Source organism: Streptomyces sp. NPDC127038, from assembly GCF_042725875.1.
Lineage (GTDB): Bacteria > Actinomycetota > Actinomycetes > Streptomycetales > Streptomycetaceae > Streptomyces.
On sequence record NZ_JBHXDQ010000035.1, the window covers coordinates 75465 to 90142 of the forward strand.

General features: G+C 70.7%; 14 protein-coding genes. 7 read left to right on the forward strand and 7 right to left on the reverse strand.

Annotation, left to right across the window (positions count from 1 at the left end; translation table 11 throughout):
• Positions 1–69: 69 nt before the first annotated feature.
• The gene (locus tag ACFWI4_RS23620) at positions 70–1047 is read right to left on the reverse strand and encodes a pirin family protein (RefSeq protein ID WP_385397407.1); all 978 of its coding nucleotides are present in this window, start codon (positions 1045–1047) and stop codon (positions 70–72) included.
• A gap of 174 nt (positions 1048–1221) precedes the next feature.
• Complete coding sequence (locus ACFWI4_RS23625) at positions 1222–1713, reverse strand: SseB family protein (protein WP_385397409.1); 492 nt, start codon at positions 1711–1713, stop codon at positions 1222–1224.
• Positions 1714–1855: 142 nt separating this feature from the next.
• On the opposite strand from ACFWI4_RS23625, the gene ACFWI4_RS23630 reads away from it, so the two are divergent.
• From ACFWI4_RS23630 to ACFWI4_RS23640, 3 genes are all read left to right on the forward strand, one after another.
• On the forward strand, positions 1856–3682 hold the full coding sequence (locus ACFWI4_RS23630; protein WP_387199474.1) for an acyl-CoA dehydrogenase: 1827 nt from the start codon (positions 1856–1858) through the stop codon (positions 3680–3682).
• Positions 3683–3825: 143 nt separating this feature from the next.
• Positions 3826–5121, forward strand: coding sequence for a M18 family aminopeptidase (locus ACFWI4_RS23635; RefSeq protein ID WP_385397413.1), 1296 nt, complete (start codon positions 3826–3828; stop codon positions 5119–5121).
• Positions 5122–5279: 158 nt separating this feature from the next.
• Positions 5280–5525, forward strand: coding sequence for a DUF6458 family protein (locus ACFWI4_RS23640; protein ID WP_339130515.1), 246 nt, complete (start codon positions 5280–5282; stop codon positions 5523–5525).
• Between the two features lie 6 nt (positions 5526–5531).
• On the opposite strand, the gene ACFWI4_RS23645 is transcribed toward ACFWI4_RS23640, so the two are convergent.
• Both ACFWI4_RS23645 and ACFWI4_RS23650 read right to left on the reverse strand, forming a co-directional pair.
• Complete coding sequence (locus ACFWI4_RS23645; protein ID WP_387199478.1) at positions 5532–7355, reverse strand: NHL domain-containing thioredoxin family protein; 1824 nt, start codon at positions 7353–7355, stop codon at positions 5532–5534.
• Positions 7356–7399: 44 nt separating this feature from the next.
• On the reverse strand, positions 7400–7828 hold the full coding sequence (locus ACFWI4_RS23650; RefSeq protein WP_387199481.1) for a cupin domain-containing protein: 429 nt from the start codon (positions 7826–7828) through the stop codon (positions 7400–7402).
• A gap of 51 nt (positions 7829–7879) precedes the next feature.
• On the opposite strand from ACFWI4_RS23650, the gene ACFWI4_RS23655 reads away from it, so the two are divergent.
• Positions 7880–8968 (forward strand): GlxA family transcriptional regulator, encoded by a 1089-nt coding sequence (locus tag ACFWI4_RS23655; RefSeq protein ID WP_387199484.1) that lies wholly within the window; start codon positions 7880–7882, stop codon positions 8966–8968.
• Positions 8965–9459, forward strand: coding sequence for an LURP-one-related/scramblase family protein (locus ACFWI4_RS23660; protein ID WP_261706493.1), 495 nt, complete (start codon positions 8965–8967; stop codon positions 9457–9459). The genes ACFWI4_RS23655 and ACFWI4_RS23660 overlap by 4 nt, the downstream gene beginning before the upstream one ends.
• A gap of 57 nt (positions 9460–9516) precedes the next feature.
• Here the strand turns inward: ACFWI4_RS23660 and ACFWI4_RS23665 are convergent, their stop codons facing one another.
• A complete protein-coding gene (locus ACFWI4_RS23665) occupies positions 9517–10326 on the reverse strand; it encodes a carbon-nitrogen family hydrolase (RefSeq protein WP_387199487.1) in 810 nt (269 codons plus the stop codon).
• 154 nt (positions 10327–10480) lie between these two features.
• Between ACFWI4_RS23665 and ACFWI4_RS23670 the strand changes: the two genes are divergently transcribed.
• Positions 10481–11305: a maleylpyruvate isomerase family mycothiol-dependent enzyme gene (locus ACFWI4_RS23670; protein ID WP_385397423.1), complete on the forward strand. Its 825-nt coding sequence runs from the start codon at positions 10481–10483 to the stop codon at positions 11303–11305.
• Positions 11306–11570: 265 nt separating this feature from the next.
• Here the strand turns inward: ACFWI4_RS23670 and ACFWI4_RS23675 are convergent, their stop codons facing one another.
• Positions 11571–12869: a nitrate/nitrite transporter gene (locus tag ACFWI4_RS23675; protein WP_387199490.1), complete on the reverse strand. Its 1299-nt coding sequence runs from the start codon at positions 12867–12869 to the stop codon at positions 11571–11573.
• Positions 12866–13540, reverse strand: a complete 675-nt coding sequence (locus ACFWI4_RS23680) for a GntR family transcriptional regulator (protein WP_387199493.1) — start codon at positions 13538–13540, stop codon at positions 12866–12868. The genes ACFWI4_RS23675 and ACFWI4_RS23680 overlap by 4 nt, the downstream gene beginning before the upstream one ends.
• 202 nt (positions 13541–13742) lie before the next feature.
• On the opposite strand from ACFWI4_RS23680, the gene ACFWI4_RS23685 reads away from it, so the two are divergent.
• Positions 13743–14639: a D-alanyl-D-alanine carboxypeptidase family protein gene (locus ACFWI4_RS23685; RefSeq protein WP_385397429.1), complete on the forward strand. Its 897-nt coding sequence runs from the start codon at positions 13743–13745 to the stop codon at positions 14637–14639.
• Positions 14640–14678 lie beyond the last annotated feature (39 nt).

Below are 14678 nucleotides of genomic sequence, written 5' to 3' on the forward strand. Positions count from 1 at the left end.
ACTTCGGCGCGACGGCGGGACCGCCCTGGGCGCGACGGAGGGTTCGCCTCCGGAGCACGGCGGCGGGTCCTAGGACCGCGGTCCGCCCTCGGACATCCCGTGCACCGCCGGGATCGTGCCCAGGCGGCCCTTCTGGAAGTCCTCGAAGGCCTGCTGGAGCTCGTCGCGGGTGTTCATCACGAACGGGCCGTAGTGGGCCATGGGCTCGCGGATCGGCTGCCCGCCGAGCAGCACGACCTCCAGGTCGGGCGTGTTGGAGTCCTGCTTCTCGTCCGCCCGGACGGTCAGCGAGGAACCCGCGCCGAAGACGGCGGTCTGGCCGGTGTGGACCGGCCGGCGGTCCGCGCCCACGCTGCCGCGTCCGGCGAGCACGTAGGCGAGGCCGTTGAAGTCCTCGCGCCACGGCAGGGTGATCTCGGCGCCCGGCCGGATCGTGGCGTGGACCATGCTGATCGGGGTGTGCGTGATGCCCGGTCCCTGGTGGCCGTCGAGCTCACCGGCGATGACGCGCAGCAGCGCGCCGCCGTCCGGGGTGCTGAGCAGCTGCACGGTGCCGCCCCGGATGTCCTGGTACCTGGGGGCCATCATCTTGTCCTTGGCCGGCAGGTTCACCCACAGCTGGAGCCCGTGGAAGAGGCCGCCCGACACCACCAGGTGCTCCGGCGGCGCCTCGATGTGGAGCAGGCCGGAGCCGGCCGTCATCCACTGGGTGTCGCCGTCGGTGATCGTGCCGCCGCCACCGTTGGAGTCCTGGTGGTCGAAGATCCCGTCGATGATGTAGGTCACGGTCTCGAAGCCGCGGTGCGGGTGCCAGGGGGTGCCCTTGGGCTCGCCCGGCGCGTACTCCACCTCACCCATCTGGTCCATCATGATGAACGGGTCGAGATGCCGGTAGTTGATCCCGGCGAACGCGCGGCGGACCGGGAAACCCTCGCCCTCGAAGCCGCTGGGCGCGGTCGTCACGGTCAGCACGGGACGCTCCACCGCGTCGGCGGGCGCGGCCACACGGGGCAGGGCCAGCGGGTTCTCGACAGTCACTGCGGGCATGTCGGTACCTCCTTGTGCTTCGAGTTTAGTTGAGAGTTGAACTTTCTGTCACTCGTAACGACGGACGCCCGGAGGGCATTCCCTCCGGGCGTCACGGGTTCGAGAGGCGTCCGGCCGGGCGGACACCGGGGCGCCGGCGGCACCCACGGCGGACCACCGGCCGCGCACGCACGGTCAGCCGTACATACGGCGCATGGCGAAGTCGACCATCTGCTCCACGGCCTTCGCGTCGAAGACCATCCGGTGCTTGCCCTCCATGTCGATGACGAAGCCGTAGCCGGTGGGCAGCAGGTCGATCACCTCGGCCCCGGTGATCACGAAGTACTTGGACTCCTTGCCCGCGTACCTGCGCAGTTCCTTGAGCGAGGTGAACATGGGGATGACGGGCTGCTGGGTGTTGTGCAGCGCCAGGAATCCCGGGTTGTCACCGCGCGGGCAGTAGACCTTGGAGGTGGCGAAGACCTGCTGGAAGTCCTCGGCCGCCATGGCGCCCGTGGTGAAGGCGCGGACCGCGTCCGGCAGGGACGGCGGGGACGGCTCCGGGTACAGGGGCTGCTGCTGGCCGTACCCGCCGGCCATCTGCCCGTCCGGCATCTGGCCGGGCATCTGCTGCTGCGGCGGGACGTACCCCTGCTGGGCGCCTGCGTTCTGCTCGTAGCCGTACATGCGTCAAAGAGTAGTGGGCCACATATGGCCGACTCGGGGTTGCTTCTTATTACTGGCGGGTAGCATTATCGAAGCTACTTGTTGGTACGTGAACCAGATGCGAGGAGTCAGTGCCTCGCCGATCCCTTACGGAGCCGTCGCCATGGGGCACTACAAGTCGAATCTCCGCGACATCGAGTTCAACCTCTTCGAGGTGCTCGGGCGCGACAAGCTGTACGGCACCGGCCCGTTCGCGGAGATGGACACGGACACCGCCAAGAGCATCCTCGAGGAGCTGACCCGCCTCTCGGAGAACGAGCTGGCCGAGTCCTTCGCGGACGCCGACCGCAACCCCCCGGTCTTCGACCCGGAGACCAACACCGCGCCGGTCCCGGCTTCCTTCAAGAAGTCGTACAAGGCGTTCATGGACTCCGAGTACTGGCGTCTCGGCGTGCCCGAGGAGATCGGCGGCTCCACCGCGCCCCGCTCCCTGATCTGGGCGTACGCGGAACTGATCCTCGGCGCGAACCCGGCCGTGTGGATGTACTCCTCGGGCCCCGCGTTCGCGGGCATCCTCTACGAGGAGGGCAACGACGTCCAGAAGCACATCGCCACGATGGCCGTCGAGAAGCGCTGGGGCTCCACCATGGTCCTCACCGAGCCGGACGCCGGCTCCGACGTGGGCGCCGGCCGCACCAAGGCGATCCAGCAGGACGACGGCTCCTGGCACATCGAGGGCGTGAAGCGCTTCATCACCTCCGGTGAGCACGACATGGAGGAGAACATCCTCCACTACGTCCTCGCCCGCCCCGAGGGCCACGGCCCCGGCACCAAGGGCCTGTCCCTCTTCCTCGTCCCGAAGTACGAGTTCGACTTCGAGACCGGCGAGCTGGGCGAGCGCAACGGCGTGTACGCGACGAACGTCGAGCACAAGATGGGCCTCAAGGCCTCCAACACCTGCGAGATGACCTTCGGCGACCGCCACCCCGCCAAGGGCTGGCTGATCGGCGACAAGCACGACGGCATCCGCCAGATGTTCCGCATCATCGAGTTCGCCCGCATGATGGTCGGCACGAAGGCCATCTCCACGCTGTCCACCGGCTACCTGAACGCCCTGGAGTACGCCAAGGAGCGCGTCCAGGGCACCGACCTGGCCGACTTCATGGACAAGGCCGCGCCCAAGGTCACCATCACGCACCACCCGGACGTGCGCCGCTCGCTCATGACGCAGAAGGCGTACGCCGAGGGCATGCGCGCCCTGGTCCTGCACACCGCCGCGATCCAGGACGACATCCAGGTCCTGGAGGCCGCCGGCGAGGACACCGCCGCCGCCGAGGCCCTGAACGACCTCCTCCTGCCGATCGTCAAGGGCTACGGCTCCGAGAAGGGCTACGAGCTGCTCGCCCAGTCGCTCCAGATCTTCGGCGGCTCGGGCTTCCTCCAGGAGTACCCGATCGAGCAGTACATCCGCGACGCCAAGATCGACACGCTGTACGAGGGCACCACCGCGATCCAGGGCCAGGACTACTTCTTCCGGAAGATCGTCCGCAACCAGGGCGCCGCGCTGAACTCCCTCGCCGAGGACATCAAGAAGTTCCTGGCGCTCGGCACCGGCGGCGAGGAGCTGTCCGCCGCCCGCGAGCAGCTCGCCAAGGCCGCCGTCGAGCTGGAGGCCATCGTCGGCCTGATGCTGACCGACCTCGCCGCGACCGAGCAGGACGTCAAGAACATCTACAAGGTGGGGCTCAACACCACCCGCCTCCTGATGGCCTCCGGTGACGTGGTCGTCGGCTACCTGCTGCTGCGCGGTGCCGCCGTCGCCGCGGAGAAGCTCGCGACCGCCTCCGCCCGGGACAAGGCGTTCTACACCGGCAAGATCGCGGCCGCGAAGTTCTTCGCCGCCAACGTCCTCCCCGGCGTCACCGGCGCGCGCAAGCTCGCCGAGGGCGTCGACCTGGACCTGATGGAACTGGACGAGGCCGCCTTCTAGCCCCGCCTCCACGGCCCGGCGGACGCCCTCCCGCACCTGTTCGTGCGCTCAGGTGTCCCAAGGTGTCCACCCTTCACATCCCCCTTACGAGGGCCCGTTCCCAACCCCGGGAGCGGGCCCTCGTGCGTCGTTAAGGTGAACCCATGAGTGCACCCACCCGCTTCGACCGCGGCCACACCGACGACCTCATGTCCTTCCTCGCGGTGAGCCCGACGCCGTACCACGCCGTGGCGACCGCCGCCGAGCGGCTGGAGAAGGCCGGATTCCGTCAGGTCGCCGAGACCGACGCGTGGGAAGGGACCAGCGGCGGGAAGTACGTCCTGCGCGGCGGGGCGATCATCGCCTGGTACGTGCCGAAGGGTGCCGAGGCGCACACGCCGTTCCGGATCATCGGCGCGCACACCGACTCCCCGAACCTGCGGGTCAAGCCGCTCCCCGACACCGGGGCGCACGGCTGGCGGCAGATCGCCGTGGAGATCTACGGCGGACCGCTGCTGAACTCCTGGCTCGACCGGGACCTCGGCCTGGCCGGACGCCTGTCGCTCCGGGACGGCTCGACCCGGCTGGTCAACATCGACCGCCCCCTGCTGCGCGTGCCGCAACTGGCCATCCACCTGGACCGTTCCGTCACCAGCGACGGGCTCAAGCTCGACAAGCAGCGCCACCTCCAGCCCGTCTGGGGACTCGGCGACGCCCGCGAGGGCGATCTGATCTCCTTCCTGGAGGAGGAGTCGGGGCTGCCCGCGGGCGAGGTCACCGGCTGGGACCTGATGACCCACTCCGTCGAACGGCCCGCCTACCTGGGCCGCGACAACGAACTGCTCGCCGGGCCGCGCATGGACAACCTGCTCTCCGTGCACGCGGCCACGGCAGCGCTGGCCGCGGTCGCCGCCGCCGACTCCGGGCTGTCGTACATCCCGGTCCTCGCCGCCTTCGACCACGAGGAGAACGGCTCCCAGAGCGACACCGGCGCCGACGGACCCCTGCTCGGCAGCGTGCTGGAACGTTCTGTCTTCGCCCGCGGCGGCTCGTACGAGGACCGGGCTCGCGCCTTCGCCGGCACCGTCTGTCTCTCCTGCGACACCGGCCACGCCGTGCACCCCAACTACGCCGAGCGGCACGACCCGACGCACCACCCCCGCGCCAACGGCGGCCCCATCCTCAAGGTGAACGTCAACAACCGCTACGCCACCGACGGTTCGGGCCGCTCCGTGTTCGCCGCCGCCTGCGAGAAGGCCGGCGTGCCCTTCCAGTCCTTCGTCTCCAACAACGCCATGCCCTGCGGCACCACCATCGGCCCTATCACGGCGGCCCGGCACGGCATCAGAACGGTCGACATCGGCGTGGCCATCCTCTCCATGCACAGCGCCCGCGAACTCTGCGGCGCAGACGACCCACACCTCCTGACGAACGCTCTGGTGGCGTTCCTGGAGGCGTAGTCCCGGTCCGCGAGGACCAGGCCGACATGAGCCGACGCGCGCCGCCCCGAGAGGCGGCGCGCGACGCGAAGCGCCGCCTCCGCATGGCCCGCGAGGTCCCGGGTACCCGGAACGGGTCCGGAACGACTCGGAGTTGCCATCACAAGGAGACGACACCCATGGGCCTGGGCGGATGCATCATTCTCATCGCCGCGGGGGCGATCCTCACGTTCGCGACCGACTGGCACATGCAGGGGGTCGACCTCCACCTGGTCGGCGTGATCCTCATGATCGTCGGACTGATCGGCGTCACCACCTTCAGCAGCATCGCCCGGCGCCGGCGCGTGGTCGTGCCGCCCGCGGCGACGGTCGTCGAGGACGACCGGCACCGCCGCGACGGCTACTCCGACGGCTACGGCGTCTGAGACCGCTCAGCCGTCCATGCCCGCGAGGACCAGGGGCAGCCGGTCCGCACCGCTCCCGGTGAGGCGGACCGGCACCCCCCAGTCCTGCTGGTGCACATGACAGGCCGGGTAAGCGTTGTCGGGGTCGTCGTCGCAGGACGCCGCCATCGCCGACACGTGTAGCACGCCTTCCGGGACGGCCGGGTTCAGCTCGACGGTCCGGGAGAGATCGGTGCCCGCGCCCTCGCCCGCGAGCAGCAGCTCGGGCGGAGTGGCGGACACGAGGAGCCGGGTGGACGGCCCGTAGCGGGTGTCCAGCTTCTGCCCGGCCGGCGCCTCGAAGATCACGTCCAGCCGGACGGGCCCGGGGGTGACGTCGGTGGCCGCGCGCTGCGTGCGGTGGGCGACCGACTCGACCCGGACGGCCTCCTCCGGCAGCCGAAGCCGGGTCAGCCGGTGCCGGGCGGACTCCACCACCACGATGTCGTCGCCGACGAGCACGGCGTCGCTCGGCTCCCGCAGATCCGTGGCCAGCGTGGTCACCTCGCCCGTCGCCGGGTCGTAGCGGCGCAGCGCGTGGTTGTACGTGTCGCAGACCGCGACCGACCCGTCGGGCAGCGCGGTGACGCCCAACGGGTGCTGGAGCAGGGCCTGTCCGGCTGCTCCGTCGCGGTGCCCGAAGTCGAAGAGACCGGTGCCGACCGCGGTGTGCACGGTGCCGTCCGGGTCGACCCAGCGCAGCGCCGAGGTCTCGGAGTCCGCCAGCCACAGCCGGTCCGCGGTCGCGGCGAGTCCCGACGGCTGCGCGAACCAGGCCTCGGGCCCCGGCCCGTCGACCAGACCCTCGTTCGTGGTGCCCGCGGTGACCTCGACGGTCTCCGTCGCCGGGTCGTACGCCCACAGCTGGTGCACCCCGGCCATGGCGATCCAGACCTTCCCGCCGAACAGGGCCACGTCCCACGGCGAGGACAGATCGATCTCCCGCGCCGGACCCGACGTGGGTGAACCCTGCCACCACTGGCGGCCGGTGCCCGCGAGGGTGGAGACCGCGCCGGTCGCGAGATCGACCCGGCGCAGCGCGTGGTTCACGGTGTCGGCGACGACGACCGCGCCCTCGTCCAGCAGGGCGAGTCCCTGCGGCTCGCTGAACCCGGCCTTCTCGGCGGCGCCGTCCGCGAAGCCCCGCACGCCCGAGCCGATGCGCCGGACGACCGTCTCGCCGTCCTCCTCCAGCTCCACCAGCTGATGCCGGGTCGTGTCGCTGACCAGCAGATTCCCGTTCGGCAGAGCGAGCGCCTTGCCGGGGAAGCGCAGGACGGTCGGCTCGGGTTCGGGCGCCACGTACGGTCCGTCGCCACGGCGCAGGGTGCCCTTCGCCGTGTGCTCGGCCTCCAGCTCCTCGACCAGCCGCTCGATGGCGTGGGCATGCCCCTCACCGGCGTGCTGGGCGACGACGTACCCCTCGGGGTCGATCACCACGAGCGTCGGCCAGGCCCGTACGGCGTACTGCTTCCAGGTCGCGAGCTCCGGGTCGTCGAGCACCGGGTGCTCCACCCCGTAACGCTCCACCGCGTCGACGACCGCCTGGTGCTCCGCCTCGTGCACGAACTTCGGCGAGTGCACCCCGACGATGACGACGGTGTCCCGGTGCTTCTCCTCCAGCTCCCTCAACTCGTCCAGGACGTGCAGGCAGTTGATGCAGCAGAAGGTCCAGAAGTCGAGGATCAGGACACGGCCCCGGAAGTCGGCGAGCTTCAGGTCCTTCCCTCCCGTGTTGAGCCAGCCGCCCTTTCCGACGAGCTCGGGAGCACGGACACGGACACGGCGCGGGGCGGGGGAAGCAGCGTTCATACGATCAAGGGTGCCACCCCGCGGGAACGCTCACCTCTCCTGGATCACCCCACGTCCGGCCGCCCCTCCAGGGCGTGCCCCGTGGTCGCGTGGACATGGGTGGGGAGTTCGTCGTGGCGGTCGCCGACGGTGAGGGTGCCGGTGGGTTCGAGGAGGAGGATCGACGCTCCCGTGGGGGCGGACGGCTTGTGCTCGGTTCCGCGCGGGACGGTGAAGACGGACCCGGTGGGCAGGACGACGCTCCGCTCGCCGGCCGGCTCCCTGAGCGCGATGGTCAACTCGCCCTCCAGGACAAGGAAGAACTCGTCCGTGTGGTCGTGCACGTGCCAGACGTGCTCGCCCTCGACCTTCGCGACGCGTACGTCGTGGTCGTTCACGGCGGTGACGATGCGGGGGCTCCACAGCTCGTCGAAGGACGCGAGGGCGGCGGAGAGGGAGACGGGTTCGCCACGGTGGGCGGGTGTGCTGGTCATGCGTTCATCGTCCGCGCCTCCCGGCACCCCCGCGAGTGCTAGAAATCGCTTATGCCGCAAGGATCCTCGCATCGCCCCGTGTCCCAGGCGCCCTTGGGAGAGCGGGAGCCCGCGCGGTCCTCGGCACGCGGGTGCGCACCGCCCTCCCCGCGCGAGGCGGGGCGGCCCCGGCGGGTCGTCGTGATCGTCGACGAGGGCACGAACCCCTTCGAAGTCGGCGTCGCCACCGAGCTGTTCGGGCTTCCCCGGCCCGAACTGGGGCGGCCGGAGCCGCTCTACGAGCTGACCCTGTGCACGCCGACGCCCGGTGTCCGCATGAACCACGGCTTCTTCACGCTGAGCGGGGTCCCCGGCCTCGACGCGGTGGAGGACGCCGACACCCTCGTCGTCCCCGGGCGCCCCGACAACGTCGTTCCCCGCCGGGCCGAGGTCCTGGACGCCGTCCGGCGCGCCCACGCCCGCGGGGCCCGGGTGGTGAGCTTCTGCACCGGATCGTTCGCGCTCGCCGAGGCCGGACTGCTCGACGGGCGGCGCGCCACCACCCACTGGCGCTGGACGGACGTCTTCCGGGAACTGCACCCGAAGGTGCTGCTCGATCCGGACGTGCTGTTCGTCGACGAGGGGGACGTGCTGACGGCGGCGGGCAGCGCGGCGGCGCTCGATCTCGGGCTGTATCTCGTACGGCGCGACCACGGCGCGGAGATCGCCGACGCGGTGTCCCGGCGGCTGGTCTTCACCGCGCACCGCGACGGAGGCCAGCGCCAGTTCGTACGGCAGCCGCTGCCCGACGTGCCCGACGTGTCGCTGGCACCGCTGCTGGCCTGGGCGCAGGAGCGGCTCGGCGGACCGCTGACGGTCACGGACCTGGCCGCTCACGCCGCGGTCAGCCCGGCGACCCTGCACCGCCGCTTCCGCGCCCAGCTCGGCACGACACCCCTGGCCTGGCTGACGGCCGGGCGCGTCGCCCTCGCCTGCCGGCTCATCGAGCGCGGCGAGGTCCGGCTCGACGTGGTGGCCGAGCGCAGCGGGCTGGGGAGCGCCGCGAACCTGCGCGTACGGGTGCGCCGGGCCACCGGACTCAGCCCGTCGGCCTACCGGCGGCGTTTCGGACCGCCCGCCGGGGAACCGGTGACGGCATGAGATACCTCGTGCGCGACCGGCTGCTCGGCTTCGGTGACGACTACTGGATCGAGGACGACCACGGCAACAAGGTCTTCCTCGTCGACGGCAAGGCCATGCGGCTGCGGGACACCTTCCAGCTGAAGGACACCCGCGGACGCGTCCTGATCGACATCCACCAGAAGATGCTCGCGCTCCGCGACACGATGATCATCGAGCGGGACGGCGATCCGCTCGCGACCATCAAGCGCAAGCGTCTGTCCCTGCTCCGCAATCACTACCGCGTCTCCCTCGTCGACGGCACCGAGCTCGACGTCAGCGGCAAGATCCTCGACCGCGAGTTCGCCGTCGACTACGACAACGAACTCCTCGCCCAGATCTCCCGGCGCTGGCTCCACCTGCGCGACACCTACGGCGTCGACGTCGTACGGGAGGACGCCGATCCGGCGCTGCTGATCGCGGTGGCGGTGTGCGTGATCCACCTCGCGGAGAAGGAACGGGGAGACGACTGAGCCACGGGGAGGGCGCCCCCGGGACGCCCTCCGGGGTCGGCGGGACGCCCCGCGGGGTCAGCGGGCGGGGGTGTCGAGGCCGAGCAGGCGGTCCTTCAGGGCCGGGAACTGCTCGCGGGTCGCCGCGACCCTCGCCGGGTCGAAGTCCACGGTGAGGACCTCCTCGCCGGGACCCGCCTCGGCGAGGACCTCGCCCCACGGGTCGACCACGATCGAGTGACCGGCCTGGGGAACTCCGGCGTGCGTACCGGCCGTTCCGCAGGCGAGGACGTACGCCTGGTTCTCGACGGCGCGCGCCTGCGCGAGCAGCGTCCAGTGGGCCCGGCGCCGTTCGGGCCAGCCGGCCGAGAGGACGAGGGTCTGCGCCCCCGCGTCGATCAGTCCGCGGAAGAGCTCGGGGAACCGCAGGTCGTAGCAGGTGGCCAGGCCGAGGACGGTCTCCGGCAGCGGCACCGTCACCAGTTCCGTGCCCGCGCCCATCAGCACGGCCTCGCCCTGGTCGAAGCCGAAGCGGTGGATCTTGCGGTAGGCGGCGACGAGTTCGCCGGCGGGGGAGTAGACGAGGGAGGTGTTGTAGAGGTCGGCCCCGGAGCCGGTCGCGGTGGTGGCGAGCTCGGGGACCGAGCCGGCGTGCAGCCACACGCCCGCGTCGCCCGCCGCCTTGCTCATCGCCTCGTGGGTCGGCCCGTCGAGCGGTTCGGCGTGCTCGCGGAACCCCTCGTAGGCGAAGGCGCCGGTGGTCCACAGCTCGGGGAGCACGACGAGATCGGCTCCGGCTTGATCGCGTACCAGGTCCGCGACGCGAAGCCTGCGGGAAGCGACCGATTCGTCTTCGTTTACGTCGATCTGGAGGAGCGAGGCGCGCACACTACCACCGTCCTGGCATTCGAGCCGTCGATACGGGCCTACGATCGTCACACGAAAGCACTGCCGGGGTGCCTCACAGCAGCGTAACTTAGCGTCCCAAGACACCCGCTGCCTGTGCACTGCCCGCGTCCAACCGCCCGAGGGGTCCCGTTCCGTGAGTCTGCATCCGAGTCTTCAGTCCTACGCCGACGCCTGGGCCCACTCGATCGAAGCGATATCCGAGCTGGTGCAGCCGCTTGTGGAGGGCGAGTGGAACCGGCGGACTCCGTGCCCCGGCTGGTCGGTCCGTGACATCGTCTCGCACGTCATCGGGATGGACTGCGAGATGCTCGGCGACCCCCGGCCGATCCACACCCTTCCGCGCGACCTCTACCACGTGACGAACGAACACCAGCGGTACATGGAGATGCAGGTCGACGTCCGCCGCCACCACACGGCACCGGAGATGACCTCCGAACTGGAGTACACGGTCATCCGCCGCAACCGGCAGCTGCGGAACGAGTCGCGGCAGCCCGACGCCAAGGTGCGCGGTCCGCTCGGCACCGAGATCACCCTCGAACAGGCCATGCGCAACCGCGCCTTCGACGTGTGGGTGCACGAGCAGGACCTGCGGTACACGCTGGGCCGGCCGGGGAACCTCGACTCCCCCGGTTCGGCGGTCGTACGGGACCAGCTGCTGGCCGCGCTGCCGAAGGTCGTCGCCAAGGACGCGGGTGCGCCGCCGAACTCCGCGGTCGTCTTCGACGTGCACGGTCCCGTCGAGTTCCTGCGTACCGTCCGGGTCGGCGCCGACGGGCGCGGCTCGATAGACGGCGCGCCCTCCCTCGGTCCCGCGGTGAGCCTCGGTCTCGACTGGGAGACCTTCGTCCGGCTGGCCTGCGGCCGCGTCCACCCCGACACCGTGTCCGACCGCATCAAGTCCGAGGGCGACCCCGACCTGGCCGCGGCGATCCTGCGCAACCTCGCCGTCACGCCGTAGCCGTCACGCCCTGGCGGACCGGGCGGTCGCCGCGTCGTCACGTGACACGGCGGTCCGCCCCGTCACGAGCACCTCGTCCCGAGCGGTCGCGGCGGTGCGCCCTGTCCCGGGCGGTCGATGCGGTTCGCCCTGTGGGTGGCGGTGGAGCGGTTCGCGCGGCCATGACCAGGCGATCCTCCGGTCCATGGGCCGGGGCGGGCAGGCGGTCGGCGCGCGGCGCGGGTGACAGGCGCCAGACGCCGGGCCCCGGCGTGCCCCCCACCCGTCACGCCGGTACGTGCACCGTCTCCACCCGGCTCGCCACCAGCCGCTCCCGCTCCCTGCGGGCCGCCTGCTTCCGCAGCCGGAAGATCTGACTCAGCCCCGCCGCCTGGAGCACGAACACGGAGGCGAAGGCGATCCGGTAGTTGTCTCCGGTGGCGTCGAGCAGGATGCCGATGGCCAGGAGTGTCGTCATCGAGGCGACGAAACCACCCATGTTGGTGATCCCGGACGCCGTCCCCTGACGCTCCGGCGGGTTCGCCGGGCGCGCGAAGTCGAAGCCGAGCATCGAGGCCGGCCCGCAGAACCCGAGCACCGTGCACAGCAGGACCAGCAGCCACATCGGCGCGTGCTCGCCGGGGTACACCAGCACTCCCGCCCACACGACCGCCGTCGCCGCGACCGTGCCCAGCGCGAGCGGCAGCCGGGCGGTGTGATGCCGGGCGACGATCTGTCCGTAGACCAGCCCGGCGCCCATGTTGGCCAGGACGACGAGCGTCAGCAGCTCTCCGGCCGTGGCCCGGGTCAGTCCCTGTGCCTGGACCAGGAACGGCATCCCCCACAGCAGCAGGAACACCATCGCCGGGAACTGCGTGGTGAAGTGCACCCACAGGCCCAGCCGGGTGCCGGGTTCCCGCCAGGCCGCGGCGATCTGCCGGCGGACGTAGGCGGAGCCCCGGTGCGGGAAGGGCTCCGGCACATGGCCCGCGGGGTGGTCCTCCAGGAACGCCAGCAGCAGGACGAGGACGACCACACCGGCGACGGCACTGCCCGCGAACGCGGTCGTCCAGCCCAGCCCGTGCAGCAGCCGGGCGATCACCAGCGTCGAGACGAGGTTGCCCGCCATGCCCACCAGGCCCGCGAGCTGCGCCACGAGCGGTCCGCGCCGGGCGGGGAACCACCGGGTGCCGAGCCGCAGCACGCTGATGAAGGTCATCGCGTCGCCGCAGCCCAGCAGGGCGCGCGAGGCGAGGGCCATGCCGTACGACGAGGAGAACGCGAAGCCCAGCTGCCCGGCCGTGAACAGCAGGACGCCGATGGTCAGCACCTTCTTGGTGCCGAGCCGGTCGACCAGCAGGCCCACGGGTATCTGCATGCCCGCGTACACGAGGAGCTGGAGGATGGAGAAGGTGGACAGGGCCGAGGCGCCCACGTGGAAGCGTTCCGCCGCGTCGAGCCCGGCCACCCCCAGGGACGTACGGAAGATGACCGCGACGAAGTAGACCGAGACGCCGATGCCCCAGACGGCGATCGCGCGCCGGCCGCCGGGCGGGTCGCCGGGCAGGGAGGCGGGGGAGCTCATCGGACCTCGCCCCGGGCCAGGTTGGAGAACCAGCTGACGTGTCCGTGGATGAGCCCGACGACCGCGTCGGCGTCACCGGAGCGCAGCGCGTCGAGGATCTGCTCGTGCTCGACGAGGGTCTTGGTGATCCGGTCGGGGTGGGCGTGCATCACGGCGACCCCCATCCTCAGCTGCCGGTCGCGGAGCTGGTCGTAGAGGCGGGAGAGGATCTCGTTGCCGCCGCTGCGGACGATCTCGGCGTGGAAGCAGCGGTCGGTGACGGCGGCGGCGGCCAGATCACCGGCGGCGGCCTGCTCCTTCTGCCGTTCGAGCAGTTCCTCCAGCCGGGCCAGGAGCCGCGGCGACGCCGGTACGGCCTTGCGCGCTGCGTGCTCCTCCACGAGCTGGCGGGTCTCGACCACGTCCGCGATCTCCTGTGCGGAGACCGGCAGGACGAGCGCGCCCTTCTTCGGGTAGAGCTTGATCAGCCCCTCGGCCTCCAGGCGGAGCAGCGCCTCGCGGACCGGGGTGCGGGACACGCCCACGGCGTCGGCGAGCTCGCCCTCGGTGAGCAGGGCCCCGCCCTCGTAGCGGCGTTCCAGCACACCGTCCTTGACGTGGGCGTAGACACGGTCGGCGGCCGGCGGCTGCTTGACGGGGGGCCGCACGGGCGCGGGTGGGGCTGAAGGCATGGGCACATCATAGATACAACACGTACGCATGCCCCTGCGCGTTTCAGCATGCGGACCCCAACAGGCCCCGCCTGTAACCCAGGTCACATGAATTTCATCCGTTTGGCGTGCATCCCTTCCCGGGCTCCAGGAGTCTGAACGTGGGACGGCACCGTCATGTGCCGTTCTCCCACGGGCATTTCGCGCATACGGAGCGTTCATTTTGATTACCGGCATTAAGGGCACGCGTTTCCGCAGGGCCGCCGCTGTGACCCTCACGACCGGCGCCGTGCTGGCAGCCGGAGCCTTCGGCGCCGCACCCGCGGGCGCCGTTGCCACGCCCACGATCGCCGCCAAGGGCGGCTACGTGATGAACAATGCGACCGGCACCACCCTCTTCAACAAGAAGGCGGACACGCCGCTGTCCACCGGTTCCACCACGAAGATCCTCACGGCCAAGGTCGTGCTGTCCCAGGCGAACCTGAACCTCGACTCCAAGGTGACGATCCAGAAGGCTTACAGCGACTACATCGTCGCCAACACCGCCTCCTCGGCCCACCTGATCGTCGGCGACAAGGTCACCGTCCGTCAGCTGCTCTACGGTCTGATGCTCCCCTCCGGCTGCGACGCCGCCTACGCGCTCGCCGACAAGTTCGGCTCGGGCACGACGCGCGCCGCCCGCGTGAAGTCGTTCATCGGCAAGATGAACGCCACCGCGCGCAGCCTCGGCATGACGCACTCGAAGTTCGACTCGTTCGACGGCATCGGCAACGGCAACAACTACTCGACGCCGCGCGACCTGACGAAGCTCGCCAGCAGCGCCATGAAGAACTCCACGTTCAAGGCGGTCGTCAAGACCGTGTCCACCAAGCAGAAGGTGACGACCGCGAGTGGCGGCTACCGCTACTACACGTGGGAGAACACCAACAAGCCGCTGCTGACCGGCTACTCCGGCACCATCGGCATCAAGACGGGTTCGGGCCCCGAGGCGAAGTACTGCCTCGTGTTCGCCGCCACCCGCAACGGCAAGACGGTCATCGGTACGGTCCTCGCCTCGACGTCGATCACCCAGCGCACGTCGGACGCCACCAAGCTCATGAACTACGCCTTCGGCAGGTAGTCACACCGAACGGAAGGGGCCTGCCGCGCGGTGCGCGGC

Coding starts and splice junctions, on each gene's coding strand:
- ACFWI4_RS23620 (WP_385397407.1), bottom strand. CDS start 1,047: ATGCCCGCAGTGACTGTCGAGAACCCGCTGGCCCTGCCCCGTGTGGCC.
- ACFWI4_RS23625 (WP_385397409.1), bottom strand. CDS start 1,713: ATGTACGGCTACGAGCAGAACGCAGGCGCCCAGCAGGGGTACGTCCCG.
- ACFWI4_RS23630 (WP_387199474.1), top strand. CDS start 1,856: ATGGGGCACTACAAGTCGAATCTCCGCGACATCGAGTTCAACCTCTTC.
- ACFWI4_RS23635 (WP_385397413.1), top strand. CDS start 3,826: ATGAGTGCACCCACCCGCTTCGACCGCGGCCACACCGACGACCTCATG.
- ACFWI4_RS23640 (WP_339130515.1), top strand. CDS start 5,280: ATGGGCCTGGGCGGATGCATCATTCTCATCGCCGCGGGGGCGATCCTC.
- ACFWI4_RS23645 (WP_387199478.1), bottom strand. CDS start 7,355: ATGAACGCTGCTTCCCCCGCCCCGCGCCGTGTCCGTGTCCGTGCTCCC.
- ACFWI4_RS23650 (WP_387199481.1), bottom strand. CDS start 7,828: ATGACCAGCACACCCGCCCACCGTGGCGAACCCGTCTCCCTCTCCGCC.
- ACFWI4_RS23655 (WP_387199484.1), top strand. CDS start 7,880: ATGCCGCAAGGATCCTCGCATCGCCCCGTGTCCCAGGCGCCCTTGGGA.
- ACFWI4_RS23660 (WP_261706493.1), top strand. CDS start 8,965: ATGAGATACCTCGTGCGCGACCGGCTGCTCGGCTTCGGTGACGACTAC.
- ACFWI4_RS23675 (WP_387199490.1), bottom strand. CDS start 12,869: ATGAGCTCCCCCGCCTCCCTGCCCGGCGACCCGCCCGGCGGCCGGCGC.
- ACFWI4_RS23680 (WP_387199493.1), bottom strand. CDS start 13,540: ATGCCTTCAGCCCCACCCGCGCCCGTGCGGCCCCCCGTCAAGCAGCCG.